Origin of the sequence: Schaalia sp. JY-X169 (genome assembly GCF_014069575.1) — a bacterium.
GTDB lineage: Bacteria > Actinomycetota > Actinomycetes > Actinomycetales > Actinomycetaceae > Scrofimicrobium.
This window is the reverse complement of record NZ_CP059675.1, coordinates 1,703,050-1,720,687: the sequence shown is the minus strand read 5'-3', so window position 1 is coordinate 1,720,687 and position 17,638 is coordinate 1,703,050. Positions and strand designations below refer to the sequence as shown.

The window sequence follows — 17,638 nt, the reverse complement described above, 5'->3', positions numbered from 1 at the left end:
GTCCCGGAGAAGCGCATGCTATGGTGGACCGCGGTTCCGGACATGATTCCGGGCTCGACCGACCCTTGAAGAAGGGCAAGCTACCCAACTTTCACAATGCCTTCTGCGCAGCAAGTATCAAAACAGCAAGAGAATCAGCAGTCCCTTAAAGACCTAGTAGGTGCCAACGGAGCTTTGCATCCTGCACTGCTTCCAGGTATTTCAGTTGACGAGGACGCCAAGAAGTTCAAGGTTGATTGGTGGGTGTCGGGTACAGCCCTAGTTGTCGTGATCGCCCTCGTCCTCCTGGGTATTTTTGACGCAGAAGAACTGGGGGAAGCCGCGGCTGCCGGAGTTCATTGGGTGTCGTTGAATACCGGGTGGTTCTTCACGATCCTCACAATCACGGTGTTCGCGTTCATGCTAATCGTGGGGTACTCGTCGAAGGGCAATATCCCTCTCGGGACCGATGACGAAGCCCCGGAGTTCTCTACGGGCTCGTGGATTGCCATGCTGTTTTCCGCGGGCATGGGGATTGGGCTGCTCTTCTTCGGCTCATACGAGCCGCTGCATTTCTTCCTCAACACGCCCCCGGGATTCAGTGCAACCCCGGGGAGCCCCGAAGCGATGAATGCCGCAATCGGACAGACACTTCTGCACTGGGGACCATTTGCGTGGTCCTTCTATGCGCTGGTTGGGGGCGCCATTGCCTACTCCGCATATCGCCGAGGGCGTTCCCCCCTGATTTCTGCGATCTTCACCCCCATATTCAATGAACGTCTCGCGATACCTCTGGGGCGCGTCATCGACACATTCGCAATCCTCGTGACACTATTTGGGACCGCTGTATCCCTGGGTCTTGGTGCACTGCAGATCGGTCGGGGAGTAGAGATAGTCTCCGGGATCGGGCCGCTTGGTAACGGGGCAGTCATCGGACTGATTGCCGCCCTCACCATCGTCTTCATCTTCTCCGCTGTTTCCGGCGTCAAACGCGGCATCCGCATCCTCTCAAACATCAACATGGTGGCCGCCCTCGCCCTCGCACTATTCGTGTTCATTGCCGGACCCACGCTGTTCCTCTTGGACTTCATTCCCTCGGCACTTGTCGCATTTGTGGGTAGCCTCCCGGCCATGCTGAGCGTCTCGGCCTCGTCGTCAACGGAAGCCGCAGCGTTCATGGAGAGCTGGACGACCTACTACTGGGCATGGTGGGTGTCATGGACGCCGTTCGTCGGCATGTTCATTGCTCGGATTTCGCGAGGACGCACGCTGCGAGAGTTTGTCACTGTCGTCATCATCATCCCCTTAATTGTCTGCCTGCTGTGGTTCTCAATAATGGGTGGCACCTCCATGTGGATGGAGATGAACGGCGCCGAAATCTCCGCTGCGCAGTCCAGCCAGGAGTACCTGTTCCGCGTCCTCGACAACCTGCCGTTTACGGCTCTGGCATCCGTCGTTGCCATGTTCTCCCTGACCATCTTCTTTGTGACGAGCGCCGATTCCGCCTCACTTGTCATGGCGACTACCAGCCAGAGCGGGAAGAGCAATCCCGACAAGAGACTCACTGTGGTCTGGGGTGTTTCCCTATCCGCAGTTGCCATCACACTGCTGGTTGCCGGGGGAGAAGAGACAGTCAGCGCCCTGCAGGCGCTAGTGACCATTGCAGCGCTGCCGTTCGCCATCATCCTGGTTTTCCTCATGGTTGCCTGGTGGAAGGACCTTTCCACGGACCCACTTGTGTTGCGCCGCAAATACGCAACCGTTGCCATTGAAGAGGGCGTGCGCAAGGGAATCCGCCAGCACGGAGACGCCTTCGCATTCTCAGCCGGTGTCACCGAACCCGACAGGGGAGCCGGGAGCTGGCTCGACCAGAAGGACAGTTCGCTGACGGACTGGTACGAGGACGTGGCGCGCGACAGGGACGAAGACGCAGACCAGAAGGCGGCCGACGAGGCGGAATCTGCCAAGTCTCTCTAGGGAGCAACCAGGGGGATTTCAGGGGGAACCCCGAGCCGTTTCTGAACCCGTGCGTGGAATGCTTGAATACATGAGCAACATCGAGCCGCGCCACCAGAGCGCACCAACCGATCCAATTCCACCAGCAACAGCGCCGGGAGGTGTGGTTTCCAGCCTGCGGGGCGTCAGTCGCCTCTATGGCGAGGGCGAGACCGCAGTCGCAGCCCTTGACGGAGTGTCCGTCGATTTCTACGCGGGGCAGTTCGCCGCAATCATGGGGCCCTCGGGCTCAGGGAAGTCCACCATGCTCAATGTTTTGGCTGGTCTTGACGCCATCACTTCCGGCTCTGTGAGCCTTGAGGGCGTGGAGTTTCGGGGCCTCTCGGATGACAAGCTCACCAGGCTGCGCCGCGACCGCATCGGGTTTGTGTTTCAGAGCTTCAATCTGATTCCAACCCTCGACGCCAAGGCCAACATCCTTCTACCCAGCCGACTAGCGGGTCACAAGGTGGACGAAGACCTCTACCAAATGATTGTTTCCAGCCTGGGAATCACCAACCGACTCCACCATTTCCCCTCGCAGCTCTCCGGAGGCCAGCAGCAGAGGGTCGCCCTCGCCAGAGCACTGGTGGCCGCGCCCGCCATCATCGTTGCTGACGAACCCACAGGCAACCTTGATTCGGCCTCGACAGATGAGGTGCTGTCGCTGTTGCGCAGTGCAGTTGATGACCTGGGACAAACCATCATCATGGTCACACACGACCACCATGTCGCCCAAAGGTCCGATCGGGTCATTGTGGTACGTGACGGCAGGATCGCTGCCGACCTGTGGAAGCCCAGCGCCGAACAGATCAAGCAGGTGGCCTGATGGGTCCCCTAATTCGAGCAAATTTGAAGCACCACGCCAGGCGCTACACCGCGACGGTGGTAGCGGCAGCGATCGCCGTGGCCTTCGTTGCCGCAGCCCTCGTCTTCGGGGGCGCCCTCAACCAAGGAATCCGTGACCAAGTCGCGGGGCAGTACACGGGGGCAGCAGTCGTGGTGTCACCCGACTACGAATCTGCAGAGTGGCCCGACTTGAGCGAGGCCGTCGGGATAGTTGAAAACGTCCCAGGTGTCACGGAAATCTATGTCTCCTCATACTCCGGAATAGAGTTGGATCGCCCCGACAACCCCTGGCTGTCAGCGGCAACGATTGGTGGGCAACGCCTCCACACCCAAACCCTAGAGTCCGGCACCAACCCAACAACAACCACGGAGATTCTCGTCAGTGACGGGGTGGCGCAGCGGTACGAACTTGAGGTTGGCTCAGTCCTCACCGCGAAGAACAGGGAGGGCAACCCTCTCGACCTTACCGTCACAGGAATAGTCCAAACGAAACAGCAATCAATCATGGTGTCGGTTGCGGACGTTTTCTTCACTAACGAGGGGCTCGCGGCTGCTTCTCCGGGCCTGCAACCAGAGGAACTCCTAGCCGCCGGGGACAAGGCGGAGCTGTCCTCCGAGGAGCAAGAAGACCTAGCTACCGCAGTACGAGCAGCCTTGGACGAGGGCGGCATTGAAGGCGCAGTCGTCACGACCGGCCACGATGCAACTGAAGAGTCTTTGAAGGCGATCAACACCTCCAGTGCAGCCCTGACACTGATGCTGCTACTGTTCCCGGTCATTGCGGCGACGGTCGCGATGATCGTTATTGGAACGACCTTCCAGGTCATCTTCAGGCAACGCGAACGCGAACTGGCACTCCTTCGCGTCATTGGGGCCACGGGCAAACAGGTGCGCCGACTCATGGTCATGGAGTCGGTTGCGGTGGGCCTGGTCGGCTCTGTCATCGGCATTGTTGTGGGGGTGCTCGGCGGGTCTGCCATTGCATCCGCAGGCGGCGTGGTTTCCAGCTTTGCCGTGGCACTGACATCAGTGAGCATCACCCAGGTCTTGGTGCTTCTAGTGACCGGCACACTGCTCACGACGCTTGCGGGTTTCCGTCCCGCGCTCCGGGCCTCTCGGGTTGCACCGGTGCAGGCTCTGGCTGGCAGACCCGAGACCGTTGCGCAGATGACACGCAAACAGGTGGTGACTGGTGTGGTCAGTGGGGTTCTCACGGCGGTCCTGGGCGGCGCCACCGCGTACCTCGCATTCTCTACGACGGATCCGGATCTAAAGATGGAGAGGTTCCCAGCCGTCCTCGGACTTGCTGTTCTCACCGCTGCGGCACTGATAACCCTTCTATCTGCTGTCCTACCTCTAATTACGAGGGCGGTCGGGAAGTGGGGCACGTCGGAGTCATACCGACTGGCAGCCGTGAATACCGTGAGAAATCCGGGGCGAACTGCTGCCACTGGAATCGCGGTGTTCATTGGCGTCACGCTTATTTCAATGGTGACCTTTGGGGCAGAGTCGCTGCGCGCGACCTCGGCCGCAGCACTGGATCGATCAGCGCCTATTGACCTGGTTGTATCTGCACCACCTGCGGGATTCACGGACAAACAGTTGAGCGATTTGGAAGCGATTCCTGGGCTTGCCACATCAGTGGTTGTCGATGGTGCACCTGCCAGAATTGAGGTTAGTGAGGGGTCTGAGGTCTTCGGACCTGAGGGGACACTGGTGGTTGACTCCGGCCTAGACTCCGTCATGCGTGGCAGTGCCGAAGCTCTGAGTGATGGAGAGGTGCTTGTTCCAGCGTGGCTGGTGACGGCTGCAACTGAAGGATCTGTTTGTGTTGAGGACACTTGCGCTGACGTCACCCTCATCCCTTCGGAAGGAACCGCGGGTGATGATCGCTTCGTTGTAACGCCCCCGACGGCAACCAACATGGGCGTAGAACTTGCCCCCACTCAGGTGTGGATGCAACTGGAAGATCCCGGGCAGTATGCGGACATCATCAGCCAGATCCAGGAATCAGGTTCAGACCTACAGATTGAGGGGGCAGTGGCCCTACGATCCGCAATCGACCAGATTGTCAACATTCTGGTGATGGTGGTTGTGGGCCTGCTGGCAGTTTCCGTCCTGGTTGCCCTGGTTGGCATAACCAACACTCTGTCGCTATCTGTTGCAGAAAGAAGCCGGGAGAATGGGCTGCTGCGTGCTCTGGGGATGACCCGCAAGCAGGTGCGGTCCATGCTCTCTTGGGAAGCGCTGCTGATTGCGGTTACTTCCACGCTGCTGGGACTCCTGGCCGGAGCGTACTTCGGGGCAGTCGGCTTCATGTCACTACCGACAGGTGTCAGTGAGTCTGTGCTTGCGGTGCCGTGGGTGCAGTGGCTGATTATCGTGGTCGTTGCGATTGGCGCGGCGCTGGTGGCGTCGATTGTCCCGGGGCGCCGCGCATCGAGGGTGTCACCGGTGGAGGCATTGGCGGCGGAGTAGCCGTCCGGGTGGAGGAGCCCGGCGCTATGCGCTGGCCCGAAGCACCAAGGTTGCTGGAATCATCGCAATCGCCGGGCTCTCACCTTCGATTAGCCGTCGCAGGACGGCTATCGCTTCATCCCCGATTTCCTGAAAGTCCTGGCGCACCGTGGTCAGGGCCGGCTCGAAATATGCAGAGCCATCCTGATCGTCAAAGCCAAAGAGCCGCAGATCCTCAGGGACCCGTACCCCGGCCTCGGACAGAGCCTTCAAAGCTCCCAGAGACATCTGGTCGTTCGCCACAAACACCGCATCGGGCAAGGGGGCGGCAAGCAGCTGCTGTGCTGCCGCGTACCCCGTGTCCGCATCCCAGGCGCCCTGAATGCGGGCACCCTTAGTCATACCCAGCTCTGCCACGCCCTCTGCCCACGCGGCGTCGCGTTCCATTGCATCGAAGTCGCCATCTGGTCCCTTGATGTGAGCAACACTGTCGCACCCCAGCGACTTGAGGTGCGCAAGCGCTGCCCTCACACCGACGCGCTGATCAATTCCGATTCGAGCAATCTCAGAGTCGGAACTGATCCAACTGGACGCAATAACAAGCGTTGGAACGGGAATCGTCTGGGTTTCAAGTTCCCGAGCCATAGGCTCCACTGGTGCAATCACGATCAAGCCCGCAACTCCCAGGCTGAGCAGATCATCGACTGCCCGCTCCATGTTTTCCGCAGTGAACTCGGCAAGCGTTGCCACACTCACGAAGTACCCGGTTTCATTTGCCGCAAGCTGCAATGACAGGAGAGTTGTGGCTGGCCCCCACTCAACAAGGCGGGGAGTGACAACACCAATGAGTCGGCTCTGGCTCGATGCCAACGCCCGCGCCGACTCATTGCGCCGATAGCCCATGTCAGACATGATTTCCAAGATACGCTGGCGCGTTTCTTCCCGGACGGATCCCTTGTTGTTGAGGACGCGAGAAACCGTTTGGTGCGAGACCCCGGCAACAGCGGCAACATCCGCCATTGACGGGCGTCGGGCCGTTTTAACAGCTACGGATTGGCCCGGCGCAATCGGCTTCTGCGACATCGTCATTCTACTTTCTACAGCCCGTTAGCCAGGTGATAGTACGCGAAGTTCCAGCGTAGCTTGTCCTTGAACGCCGGGACGGTTGTCTCCTGGTCGATAACTAGTAGCTCAGTGCTTGCCATCTCCGCGAACAGTCGGAAAATGTCAGCACCCACCGACGTTGTCAGGACTGTGTGATGGGCTCCGCCGGACTCCATCCAGCATTCTGCCGAGACTTCAAGCGATGGCTGCGGCTTCCACACGGCGTGTGCGACCGGCAGGTTGGGCATGGGAGCCGGTGGCGTCACCACCTCGACCTCGTTCGCAGTCAGGCGGAAGCGTGCCCCCATATCTGCCATGGAAACCACGACAGCCGGCCCGGGGTCGGTGTGGAACACCATGCGTACAGGGTCTTCCTTGCCGCCTATTCCGAGCGGGTGGATCTCAACTCTAGGCTTCTGAGTGGTCAGTGACGGGCAAATCTCCAGCATATGTGCGCCAAGAATCAGCTCTTCGCCGCGGACCAGGTTATAAGTGTAGTCCTCCATTAGGGAAGCACCACCGGGCAGCCCCTCACTCATCGCTTTGACTGCTCGGACGAGGACGGCTGTTTTCCAGTCGCCCTCGGCGCCAAACCCATAGCCCTGTGCCATGAGGCGTTGTGCCGCGATGCCGGGGAGTTGCTTGAGGGCACCCAAATCCTCAAAGTTCGTGGTAAAGGCCCCGGCGTTCCGCTCCTCAAGGAAGCGCCGAATCGCAATTTCTTGACTAGCGGCGTAAACCAGAGAGTCGTGACGAGCCCCGCCTTCGCGGAGTTCTGGAACCACGTCGTAGAGGGACTCGTACTCTGCTGCCAACGCTTCGGCCTCGGCTGCAGTGACCTTGTTGATCTTTTCAACCAACTCATTTGCGGAGTACGTTGAGACGTTGACACCGAGGACGCGCTCGGCCTCAGTCTTGTCCCCGTCGGTGACCGCAACGTTGCGCATATTGTCGCCAAACCGCACCACGTTCAGACCATTGACGGCAGCCCACCCAATGCACGCGCGGGACCACAGGGCGATACGTTCGCGGACCTTTGGGTCACTGACGTGACCGACCACGGTCTCACGTGCAATGCGCAGGCGCGAAAGGATGTACGCGTACTCGCGGTCGCCATGCGCGGACTGGTTGAGGTTCATGAAGTCAAAGTCGATTGAGTCCCAGGGCAGTGCCACATTGGCTTGAGTGTTGAGGTGAAGCAAGGGTTTCTTGAGGACCCCGAGACCGTTGATCCACATTTTCGCCGGGCTGAATGTGTGCATCCAAGTGATGACACCCACGACATTGTCGTCGCTGTTGGCGTCGAGCATGGCACGGCGGATGGAATCTGAATCCTTCAGCGTTGGCTTCCAAACGATCCGCACAGGAAGGTCCCCGTCACGGTTCAGATCCGTAACGACCTCCTGTGACTGGTGAGCGACCTGAGCCAGCGTGTCCTCACCGTAGAGGTCTTGGCTACCGGTTAGGAACCAGATCTCTTTTCCTTCAAATGCGCTTTTCATTCCGAGTCACTCGCTCCTTCGCTGTGCTGTCCGTAGACATTTTGATACCTGTAGTAGAGAGAATCGATCTTCTCTTGGGGGATGGGGATGAGGTCGCCCATCTGCCGGGCCGCCCAGATTGTTTGGGAGACTTCTTCAACCATCGCCGCCGTCTTCACGGAGGCTTCCGCGTCCTCTCCGATCGTGAAAGGGCCGTGGTTTTGCATGAGGACGGCGGAAGAGTTGGACTTCGAAAGGGTCTCAACGATGCCGCGTCCGATGGAATCGTCACCGATGAGGGCGAACGGGCCGATCGGTACCGGGCCTCCGAACTCGTCAGCCATCATGGTGAGGACACAGGGAACCTCTTCACCGATTGCTGCCCACGCAGTTGCGTATGTTGAGTGGGTGTGGGTCACGCCACCGACCTCGGGCATGTGGCGGTAAACGTAGGCGTGCGCGGCGGTGTCAGACGAGGGCGAGTGCTCGCCGATAATCAGGTTCGCGTCAAGGTCACAGACCACCATGTCAGCCGGTGTCAACCTGTCGTAGGGAACTCCGGAAGGCTTGATGACGAGGACGTCCTCGGCACCGTCTATGCCGCGCACACGCTGCGAGACGTTGCCTGCAGTCCACACGACAAGGTTCCACTTGATTAGTTCTGCGTGCAGCTCACAGACGACTTTCTTAGCGTCTTCAACGTGCTCCGCCATGCGCGGCGACCACTGCGAGGTCATCATGTTGTGTCCGTCCTCAATTAAGTTGGTTACTGTCTTAGCTGTTTTGTCCCGCGGCCGCCTCGGCGGGTAGTGCGCGCTTATAACGCTCAAGGAAGGTGTTGAATCCCGCGACGTCTTCCGGGTTTGGGTCAACGGAGAGCGCCTCGAGATCAGCAAAGATGTGCCGATTGAGGAACTCGGGGAGACTTAGTTCAGACGCATACTTGCTGGCGTAGAGTGCGAGAAGCGCCATTCCCCAGGGGCCGCCTTCGCCGGCTGTTGCACTCACCGTAACGGGCGTCTTCAGGGCGGCGGCCATGATTGTCTGTGCAACCACCGGGGTCTTGAAGAGGCCCCCGTGGGCGAACAGTCGGTCCAGCTGGACGCCCTCGTCCTCAATCAGGATATCCATTCCCAGACGGAGAACACCGAAGATCGACATGAGTTGGGTCCTCATGAAGTTCGCCAGTGTGATGGGGGCGTCAGGGGTGCGGAAGAACAGGGGACGACCGGTCTCCAGCCCAACGACGGGTTCACCAGAGAGGAAGTTGTAGGCCACCAGTCCGCCACCATCGGGCGCGCCTTCCAGGGCTTTGGCGTAGGCGAGGTCGTAGAGGGCTGGTCGCGACAGTTCACAACCCGCGGACTCGAGGAGTTCTGCGAAGACACCGACCCACTGGTCCCATTCGGAGGCACCATTGTTGGAATGGACCATCGCGACAGGGAGTCCGTCCGGGGTTGTCACCATGTCAAGTTCCGGGTGAACGCGTTGCAGGTCATGTTCGAGGACGACCATCGCAAAGATTGAAGTTCCCGCAGAAACATTGCCAGTCCGCGCCGCAACAGCGTTGGTAGCAACCATGCCTGTGCCCGCGTCGCCCTCGGGTGGGCACATGAGTGTGCCCGGCTGCAAGACTCCACTGGGATCCAGCAGGAGGGCGCCCGCTTCGGTGAGGTGACCTGCGTCCTGACCTGCGACAAGGACCGTTGGTAGCACGTCCCGAAGGGAGAACTCGATGCCCGCCTGGGCAAGCAGTTCATCAAACTTGGCTAGACGTTGCTCGTCGTAGTTGTGGGTGGCCGGATCAATGGGGAACATGCCCGAAGCATCGCCAACGCCGAGGACGGAACGACCCGAGAGGCGCTGGTGGACGAGGCCTGCCAGGGTGGTGATCGACTTGATCTTCGCGACATGGTCTTCACCGTCAATCGCAGCCTGGTAGAGGTGCGCCGAACTCCAACGGTGGGGCATATTGAAGTCCAGTGCTGCGGAGAGCACTTCTGTTGCGGGTCCCGTGTTGGTGTTGCGCCACGTGCGGAAGGGGGTGAGCAGGCCCCCGTCCTCGTCCAATGCAATGTAGCCGTGCATCATCGCGGAGAAACCCAGGGCGGAAAGTGCCGTGATGGCAGTGTTGTAGCGGGCTTGGACGTCCTGCACCAACGAGGCGTAAGCCCCTTGGAGGCCCTGCCAGATCGCAGACTCCGGGTAGGACCAGAGATCATCGGTAAGTTGGTTTTCCCAGTCATGTGCGCCGCTGGCGATGACGGATCCCTTCCCGTCAACAAGCACTGCTTTGATGCGAGTCGACCCGAACTCAATACCCAGTGTGGCTGCGCCCGCGTCGATGATGGCGGTGGGGGAGACATCGCGGATAGCTGTTTTGAACGTTGTGGTTTGTCCTGGCTCAAGAATGATGAGGTCGGTGCCGGAATTGAAGGCATTGGGAGGGCACGTCATGGGTTCAACGGCAACACCTTGGCGCTGCTGGTTTTCTGCTGTGTAGATCTGCACCCAGCGCTCGGAGGAAGTCATTTCAACTGCTCGCCCGGTTTCTGGATCGGTGAGGCTCACGGTCCAGGTCCCGTCGGGAAGCCCGGTGAACGCATGGTCAACGGAGCGGCCCGCCATAGGAACTGCGCCGCGCAGGTCGAGATGGGTGCCCGTGACGTCCACGTCGCCCGTTGGACTGAGATCACCATCGACCTCGAGGACGATGTCTGCAGGGACTGAAATGACGCAGTCGTCAAGAGGGGCCCCGACTGTCAAGTAGGGGTGCACGGACGTCCCATATGGGGCGGGAACGTCGCCGGTGTTTGCTGTCGCGACTGAGATGGAAAGCCCAGTTTGCGGGTCCAAAGTGTAGGTGACAGCGGTTTCAAGGTGGAAAGGGTAGCCGGAAGTGGGAGCAATCCGGGTTCTCAGCGTCGCAGAGGATTCGGTGTGTTCGGTGACTTCCCAGTCGACCCAACAACTCAAGCCATGAAGGGAAGCGCCCGTTTCAGGCTCATTGACTTCGAGAGTGAAGGTTTCGCCCTCCCACACATACTGCCCGTTGGTGATGCGGTTGGGCCAGGGGATTAGCACCTTACCGTTGTAGCCGACGGGCTTTTCTGCAGGGTCGTGTGGGAGGACGATGTCGTGACCCGCGTAGGTGAGAGAGGCCAGACCGGCGCCCTCGGAAACAATAGTTGCGCCATATTTGCCGGCTGTGATTTCAATTGCCATTGTTGTTTGACCTTTCGCGGAGGAGTTCACGGGAATCAGGGATACTTCTTGGAGTTACCTCTGGTTTTACCAGGTTAGAGGTCAGCGGGTGGGGCCTTCTCTGACTCCTTCTCGATGACGGTGGCTTCCTCTTGGGCGCCACCACCCCCGTTGGTGGGGCGCAGGTCGATCGCCCGCTGTAGGAGGACGAAGATCAACAGGATTGCTCCGGTGATGATGGTCGTTGCAGCGGCGGGTACGGAGCCGTCGCGGGTGATGAGCAGCTTGAGGACGCCGAGGACGAAGACACCCGTGACTGAACCGAGGACGTATCCAGCACCGCCGGTTAGGAGCGTGCCACCGATGACGGTTGCGGCGATTGCGTCCAGCTCCCAGCCCACGCCGGTGATGTTCTGAGCGTTGCCAACTGTCGTTGTGTAAACCAGTCCGGCAAGTCCCGCGCAGGTACCTGAAACAACGTAGACCCAGACTGTTGAGCGCCCCGCGGGTAGACCCATCAGTTCGGCTGACTGGGCATTGCCGCCGAGGGCGTAGACGGTGCGTCCGAATCGGGTCCTGTGCAACAGGAAGTAGCCCGCGACAATGACTGCAAGCGCGATAAGGATGTTGAGGGAAATGTAGAAGTCATTTCTCTTCGGGCCATCAATGAGCACAATGCGCGCGGAAAGGGCCATCATTGAGGAATCAGGGTCAACACGAACGGGCTCAATGGAGAGGATCGACGCTAGGCCGCGAGCCAGGAACATCGTTGAGAGTGTGGCGATGAAGGGCTGGAAGTTGAAGTAGCGCACCAGAATTCCGGAGAGCAGCCCAAAGGCAGTTCCCATGAGGACGATTGCCGGCATGACTACCACTACGGGTACACCTGCCTGCAGCATGAGGACGCCAGCGACGGACGAAAATGCCAAGACAGCTCCGACAGAGAGGTCGATGCCGCCAGTCAAAATCGTGAAGGTCATACCCACAGCCAAAACGACGAGGTAGGCATTGTTGTCGAGAAGGCTGGACATGGTGTTCCAGGCGAAGATCTTCCCGTAAACAATCTGGCCCCCGATGAGCAGCGCAGCCAGCAAGACGATCGCTGCAATGGTTGGGTACGCGCTGGCGGAGATATGGACCTTGGGACGCGATTTTCTGGAGGTCGTTGCGCCGACTAGAGCCGCACTCATGCTGAAACCACCTTAGAGTTGTTGAGACCGGCCTCGTTCGTCCTGTCTTCTTGGGCTGAGCCATCTGATCCTCGACCGGGTCTGGAGAACCATCCGTGCACCATGGGTGCCTGAAGGACACAGATGAAGATGATGACAAGAGCCTTGAATGCGGGCACTGCTGCAGAGGAAACACCCAGGTAGACAACTACTTGGTTGAGGGCTGTGATAACAAATGCGCCGAGGACGGTGCCACCCAGGTTGAACTTGCCTCCGGCAAGAGATGTTCCACCGATGACAACAGCGAGGATGGCGTCCATTTCCATGCCGGAACCCGTGCCGCTCGAAGAGACTTCAACGGTACCGATGTAAGACACGGCGAACACCCCGGCAATGGCGGCCATCAGACCCGAGATTGCGTAGACAATGAAGAGGATGCGTCCGGAGCGGATACCCGCCATTTCCGCGGCGCGTGGATTGATTCCCACGGCCTCGATCGAAAGCCCGAGGGCCGTCTTGCGAACCACCAGCACCAAGATGGCCAGAACCACGAGCGCGAGGAGGAAGCCGACGGGGAACCCTAGAACACGTCCCTGTGCAATCCAGTTGAATGAGGTCGAGTTTCCCGCGGCATTCTTGCCGCCGGTAATCATGTTGGCAATGCCTCGTCCCGCAAGCATCATAATCAAGGTTGTTATGAAGGGTTGGAGGCGGACGACAGAGACTAGGAAGCCGGAGAAGGCACCGCAGAGCACACCGACTAGGAGAGCCAAGAGCACTGCGACTATTGCCGCTCCCGCGCTGGATGGAGAGGGCGAGTTGACGAGGAACTGCATCGCCACGGCGCCAGAAACCGCCATCACTGAACCAACCGAGAGATCGATGCCGCTAGTTGCTATGACGAGTGTCATTCCCAGGGAGATCATTAGAATCGGTGGAACGAAAATGAAGAGGTCGATGATGGGCCCGGTTAGCCTGCCATTGGTATAGGCGATGCTGGCACTCTGGTTGTTGAGCAGGATGATGACGATGAGTCCAAGGAGGACGGCGCCAGCCCAAAACAGTTGGTTGCGCAGAAGGTTCTTCATGCTGCTTCACCTCCTCCGGCGATGATGTTGACGATGGAATCCACGGTGGTGTCGCTCGTATCTTCAATGGTTTCTAGTGGGGCGCGGTCCTTGAGGACCAGGATGCGGTTTGAGAGTCTTGCGACCTCGCCGAGTTCTGAGGAGATGAACACAACGGCCATACCGTCTGCGGCCAGCTGCTTGATGATTTCCATGATCTCGGCCTTCGCGCCGATGTCTATGCCACGGGTGGGTTCGTCAAGGAGTAGTACTTCAGGGTTGGTGGCCAGCCAGCGGGCAAGGAGAACCTTCTGCTGGTTCCCACCCGACAGGTTCTTCACCATGCGTTCCGGGTCGGCCGGGCGGATGCCGAGCTCCTTTATATAGCGCTCGCAGAGGGCATCCTGTTCCTTACGGGGAATGGGATGCGTCCAGCCACGGATCGCCTGCAGCGCAACGATGATGTTCTCGCGGACCGTCAGGTCTCCGATGATGCCTTCATCGCGTCGGTTCTCTGTTGAGTAGGCGATGTGCTTGCTCAGGGAAACCGCTGGTGACGACAGCTTGGTGTCACTGCCATCAATGGCGATCGAACCTTCGGTAGGCTTGTCAGCCCCGTAGATCAGCTTGGCCAACTCGGTGCGGCCGGAACCCAGGAGGCCAGCAAACCCGACAATGTCCCCGGCGTAGAGGTCGAGGTCGGTTGCTTTGAGCATTCCTTTTCTGCCCAGGCCAAGCACCTTCAGTTTCGGTGTTCCGCGGTCTGAGGGAATCGTTGATGCGGGTCGGTGCTCGGCTTCGCGGAGAGCCCCCATATCTTTGCCGATCATCTTTGAGATCAGTTCGACCCTCGGAAGGTCTGCTGTTAGGTACTCGCCAACCAGTTTGCCGTTGCGCAGAACGGTCATTCGGTCGGATATTTCGTACACCTGATCCAGGAAGTGTGAGACAAAGAGGATAGCGACACCCTGCTTGCGCAGCCCATCGATCACCTTGAATAGCTGGGCGACTTCGTTGTCGTCCAGGCTCGAGGTCGGTTCGTCGAGGATAAGAACCTTGCACTTGACGACCATTGCTCGGGAGATGGCAACAAGCTGTTGGAGTGCGATGGAGATAGAGGATAGGGGAGCACGTGGATCAAGGTGGCCTAGGTCCAGGGCGGCGAGCGCAGTGCGGGCCTCCTGGTTAGTCTTCTTCCAATTGATACCTAACGGTCCACGTACTTCGTGCCCGAGCATGACGTTTTCACCAATGGAGAGATTGGTGAGGAGGTTGACCTCTTGATACACGGTTGACACACCAGCAGCCTGAGCCGAGGCAGTTCCATCGAAGTTTTCCTCTTTGCCAGACATGTATATCGTGCCGCTAGCAAGGGTGTTCACGCCTGTGAGCGCCTTGATGAGAGTGGACTTGCCGGCACCGTTCTCACCCATTAGCGCGTGTACTTCTCCGGGTAGCAGACGGAAGTCGACGTTTTGGAGGGCCTTTACCCCGGGGAACTCGACCGAGATGTTCTTCATCTCGATGATTGGGTCAGTTTCGCTCATCATTTCTCGCTCAGGTGCAGGTCTGGATGTTTGGGAATGTCAGGGAGTCTCATGAAGTTGCCCCGAGGAAGAACCTCGGGGCAACTTCACAATGCCTAGGAGAACTCGCTACGAACTAGAAGTCGCGTCCCGCATCAAGTGCGGCCTTTGCAGCCTCAGGGCTGTCGAAGATGGCGCTCTGGACAATGAAGTTCTTCTCTACTTCTTCACCACAGAGGGTTGCGATGGCGGTCTGCACGGCGTCAGCGCCGAACAGGGGGTTGTACTCCGCAACCAGGCTGAGCTTGCCTTCGGCAAGTGCTTCGAGGGCGGGCTTGGTGCCATCGATCGTGATGATCTTGACGTCCTCGCCCGGCTTGAGACCTGCTTCTTCAACGGCCTGAACGGCGCCAAGACCCATCTCATCGTTCTGTGCGAAAACAAGCTGGATGTCGTTGTTGTGGGACTTCAGCATCGAGGAGAGGACTGTCTTGCCCTCTTCGGTTGACCAGTTTGCGGTCTGTGCTTCCAGCTTGGTGAAGTTGTCGTTGATCGTGGAATCCCAACCGTTGTTGCGCTCGTTCACGACTGAGACGCCGGAAGGGCCTTCAAGAACTACGTAGTTTGCACCCTCGGGGAACTGCTCGTTGGCCCACTTGGCCGCATTGGCAGCAACTTCTTCGTTATTGGGGGCAAGTCGCTGCACGTAGAGATCCGGCTCATCCGGGTCAATCATGCGGTCAATCAGGATAACGGGGATCTCTGCTTCCTGAGCATCCTGCAGGGAAGTTTCCCAACCGGTTGCTTCAGTGGCGGACAGCAGGATGATGTCCACGCCTTCGTCAACGAATGATGAGAATGCCTGGAGCTGGTTGGCCTGGTCATTGTCTGCGGTGCCTGCGTATTTGACGTCGGCGCCGGCTTCCTTGAACGCAGCCTGGACATTGTTTTCGTTGGCGTCACGCCAGCCACCTTCAGGGCCAACTGCGACGAAGCCGACGGTCAAGCCGGACAGGTCAGCTGGGCACTCGGCCGACGTATCGACGTCGGTGCCTTCTGCGCCGGACTCTTCGGTGTCGGTTGTACCGGCATCTCCGCCGCCGCAGGCTGCAAGTGCCACCATGGACACGCCAGCAGCGGCAGCCATGAATACGTTTCGAATGCTCTTACGCATCTCTCTCTTCCTCGAGAATCTGCGGCATTGGTTTCCGCAGGGGGGATCTTGAGCCCCACTGACAGTAAGGTTAGCGCTAACATGTGGTGCACGCCACCCGTTAAGGTCACAAGAAGGTAACAATCTGGGAATGTTAGCGCTCGTGTGGTCGCGTAGAATGCGTAGAAGTTCTAGTAAGAATGCAGGTGGGGTCCGTTGGAGATATGCCCCAGCCGCCACTGTCCACTCCGCTTCTACCAGCCGCACCAGCCGCCACTGTCCCGCGGCCTGGCACCCGCTAAGCCAGGCGCTACCCGGCCGTCACCTCCTCCGATGCCCCGCCGCCTGGTGTCAGCACCCCTGTCAGTGTCTCGCTGCCTTCTGCCAGCCCTTTTCGCAACGGCCCAGGCGCATTATCGAGCTGGTTAAGCTATAGCGAGCCGGCCAGGCTCGCATAACGGTGTAAGAATAGGCCAAACTGAGCCTAGCCAGCTCCGTATGTCCTAGGTCGCTCCGTAAACCCAGCGCACCCTGTCGTGGAGTGGGCACTTGAGCCTCCACCGCAGGCACCGCACGTGTGCAGAAGGCAGGGGTGCGGGTTGATTGCGTGCGCGTGCGGCAGGCAGGGGTGCAGAGCACCTAGAAACCCTTAACTACACAGTTGTGGCGGGAATCAGGTTGAAACCAAACCCAATTCCCGCCACAACTGTGTAGTTAGCGTCCCGCGGGCCTCGGCTGAAGTGGCAAGTGAGGATTGTCCCTGCGGAATTCCCGCACAACCCCTACCCGCACGCCCGCTTCCCGTAGGCGAACTCCTTACCCCTTGACAGAACCGGCCATAAGCCCGCCAACGAAGTACTTTCCGAGCAGGATGTACACAACCAACGTTGGCGCAGATGCAATCAGCGCGCCAGCCATCGAAGCACCATAGTCGGCCATGATCGACCCATGCGCCAGGTTATTCAGCGACAGGGTGACCGGGCCGGTGTTCGTGTTTGTCAAGAACAGGGCGAAGAGGAAGTCGTTCCATGCGGAAGTGAACTGCCAAATCAAAACCACAACAAATAAGGGAATCGAGATCGGAAGCACCACAGAGAAGTACGTCCGCAACAGCCCGGCGCCGTCCACGCGGGAAGCCTCAATCAGTTCCTGCGGGATCGATTCGTAGTAGTTGCGGAAGATCAGTGTAGTGATCGGGATGCCATAGACAACGTGCGCGAGGATCAGCGTGGGAATACCCGAAGGTAATCCCATTGTCAGGACCATCTTCATCAGCGGGAGCATCACAGCCTGGTAGGGGATGAACATGCCGAAGAGGATCAGGGTGAAGACGACATTCGCTCCGGGGAACCTCCACCGCGACAGCACAAACCCGTTCATGGATCCAAGGAATGCAGAAATGATGGATGAAGGAATCACCAGGAGGAATGTACGACCGATAGGTGCCTTCAACGCCTCCCACGCTCGCACCCAGTTCTGTGTCTGCCATACCTCAGGCAGGAACCAGGTGCGTGACGGGTCTGCTTCAGCAGAACCCTTAAATGATGTGATGAGGAGGACGTAGACGGGAATCAGCACCATCGCCAGGGAGAAGATCAACAACGCATAGCGGAATGCAGTGACACGCGGAGTTGTCCCACTGCGGTCCATCTTC

The 17,638-nt window shown here is 59.0% G+C and carries 12 protein-coding genes; 3 read left to right on the top strand and 9 right to left on the bottom strand.

Going from position 1 to position 17,638, the window contains the following annotated elements:
* Positions 1 to 96: 96 nt before the first annotated feature.
* The 3 genes from H2O65_RS07610 to H2O65_RS07600 all read left to right on the top strand — a co-directional run bounded on the left by H2O65_RS07610 (position 97) and on the right by H2O65_RS07600 (position 5,301).
* Positions 97 to 1,956 (top strand): BCCT family transporter, encoded by a 1,860-nt coding sequence (locus tag H2O65_RS07610; RefSeq protein ID WP_182141141.1) that lies wholly within the window; start codon positions 97 to 99, stop codon positions 1,954 to 1,956.
* A gap of 70 nt (positions 1,957 to 2,026) precedes the next feature.
* Positions 2,027 to 2,803: an ABC transporter ATP-binding protein gene (locus H2O65_RS07605; RefSeq protein WP_182141140.1), complete on the top strand. Its 777-nt coding sequence runs from the start codon at positions 2,027 to 2,029 to the stop codon at positions 2,801 to 2,803.
* Positions 2,803 to 5,301 (top strand): ABC transporter permease, encoded by a 2,499-nt coding sequence (locus tag H2O65_RS07600; protein WP_182141139.1) that lies wholly within the window; start codon positions 2,803 to 2,805, stop codon positions 5,299 to 5,301. Before H2O65_RS07605 ends, H2O65_RS07600 begins: the two co-directional genes overlap by 1 nt.
* A 24-nt stretch (positions 5,302 to 5,325) precedes the next feature.
* On the opposite strand, the gene H2O65_RS07595 is transcribed toward H2O65_RS07600, so the two are convergent.
* The 9 genes from H2O65_RS07595 to H2O65_RS07555 all read right to left on the bottom strand — a co-directional run bounded on the left by H2O65_RS07595 (position 5,326) and on the right by H2O65_RS07555 (position 17,634).
* On the bottom strand, positions 5,326 to 6,363 hold the full coding sequence (locus H2O65_RS07595; RefSeq protein WP_182141138.1) for a LacI family DNA-binding transcriptional regulator: 1,038 nt from the start codon (positions 6,361 to 6,363) through the stop codon (positions 5,326 to 5,328).
* Positions 6,364 to 6,377: 14 nt separating this feature from the next.
* Positions 6,378 to 7,886, bottom strand: coding sequence for an L-arabinose isomerase (gene araA / locus H2O65_RS07590; protein WP_182141137.1), 1,509 nt, complete (start codon positions 7,884 to 7,886; stop codon positions 6,378 to 6,380).
* On the bottom strand, positions 7,883 to 8,605 hold the full coding sequence (locus tag H2O65_RS07585; RefSeq protein WP_182141136.1) for an L-ribulose-5-phosphate 4-epimerase: 723 nt from the start codon (positions 8,603 to 8,605) through the stop codon (positions 7,883 to 7,885). Before H2O65_RS07585 ends, araA begins: the two co-directional genes overlap by 4 nt.
* A gap of 34 nt (positions 8,606 to 8,639) precedes the next feature.
* Complete coding sequence (locus H2O65_RS10570) at positions 8,640 to 11,090, bottom strand: aldose-1-epimerase (protein WP_310649225.1); 2,451 nt, start codon at positions 11,088 to 11,090, stop codon at positions 8,640 to 8,642.
* 74 nt (positions 11,091 to 11,164) lie between these two features.
* A complete protein-coding gene (locus tag H2O65_RS07575; protein ID WP_182141135.1) occupies positions 11,165 to 12,259 on the bottom strand; it encodes an ABC transporter permease subunit in 1,095 nt (364 codons plus the stop codon).
* Positions 12,256 to 13,326, bottom strand: a complete 1,071-nt coding sequence (locus H2O65_RS07570; RefSeq protein ID WP_182141134.1) for an ABC transporter permease — start codon at positions 13,324 to 13,326, stop codon at positions 12,256 to 12,258. Before H2O65_RS07570 ends, H2O65_RS07575 begins: the two co-directional genes overlap by 4 nt.
* Positions 13,323 to 14,852, bottom strand: a complete 1,530-nt coding sequence (locus H2O65_RS07565; protein WP_182141133.1) for a sugar ABC transporter ATP-binding protein — start codon at positions 14,850 to 14,852, stop codon at positions 13,323 to 13,325. The genes H2O65_RS07570 and H2O65_RS07565 overlap by 4 nt, the downstream gene beginning before the upstream one ends.
* A gap of 115 nt (positions 14,853 to 14,967) precedes the next feature.
* Entirely contained in the window at positions 14,968 to 16,005 is a 1,038-nt protein-coding gene (locus H2O65_RS07560) for an ABC transporter substrate-binding protein (RefSeq protein ID WP_182141132.1), read from the bottom strand.
* Positions 16,006 to 16,800: 795 nt separating this feature from the next.
* The gene (locus H2O65_RS07555; protein WP_182142727.1) at positions 16,801 to 17,634 is read right to left on the bottom strand and encodes a carbohydrate ABC transporter permease; all 834 of its coding nucleotides are present in this window, start codon (positions 17,632 to 17,634) and stop codon (positions 16,801 to 16,803) included.
* Positions 17,635 to 17,638: the final 4 nt, after the last annotated feature.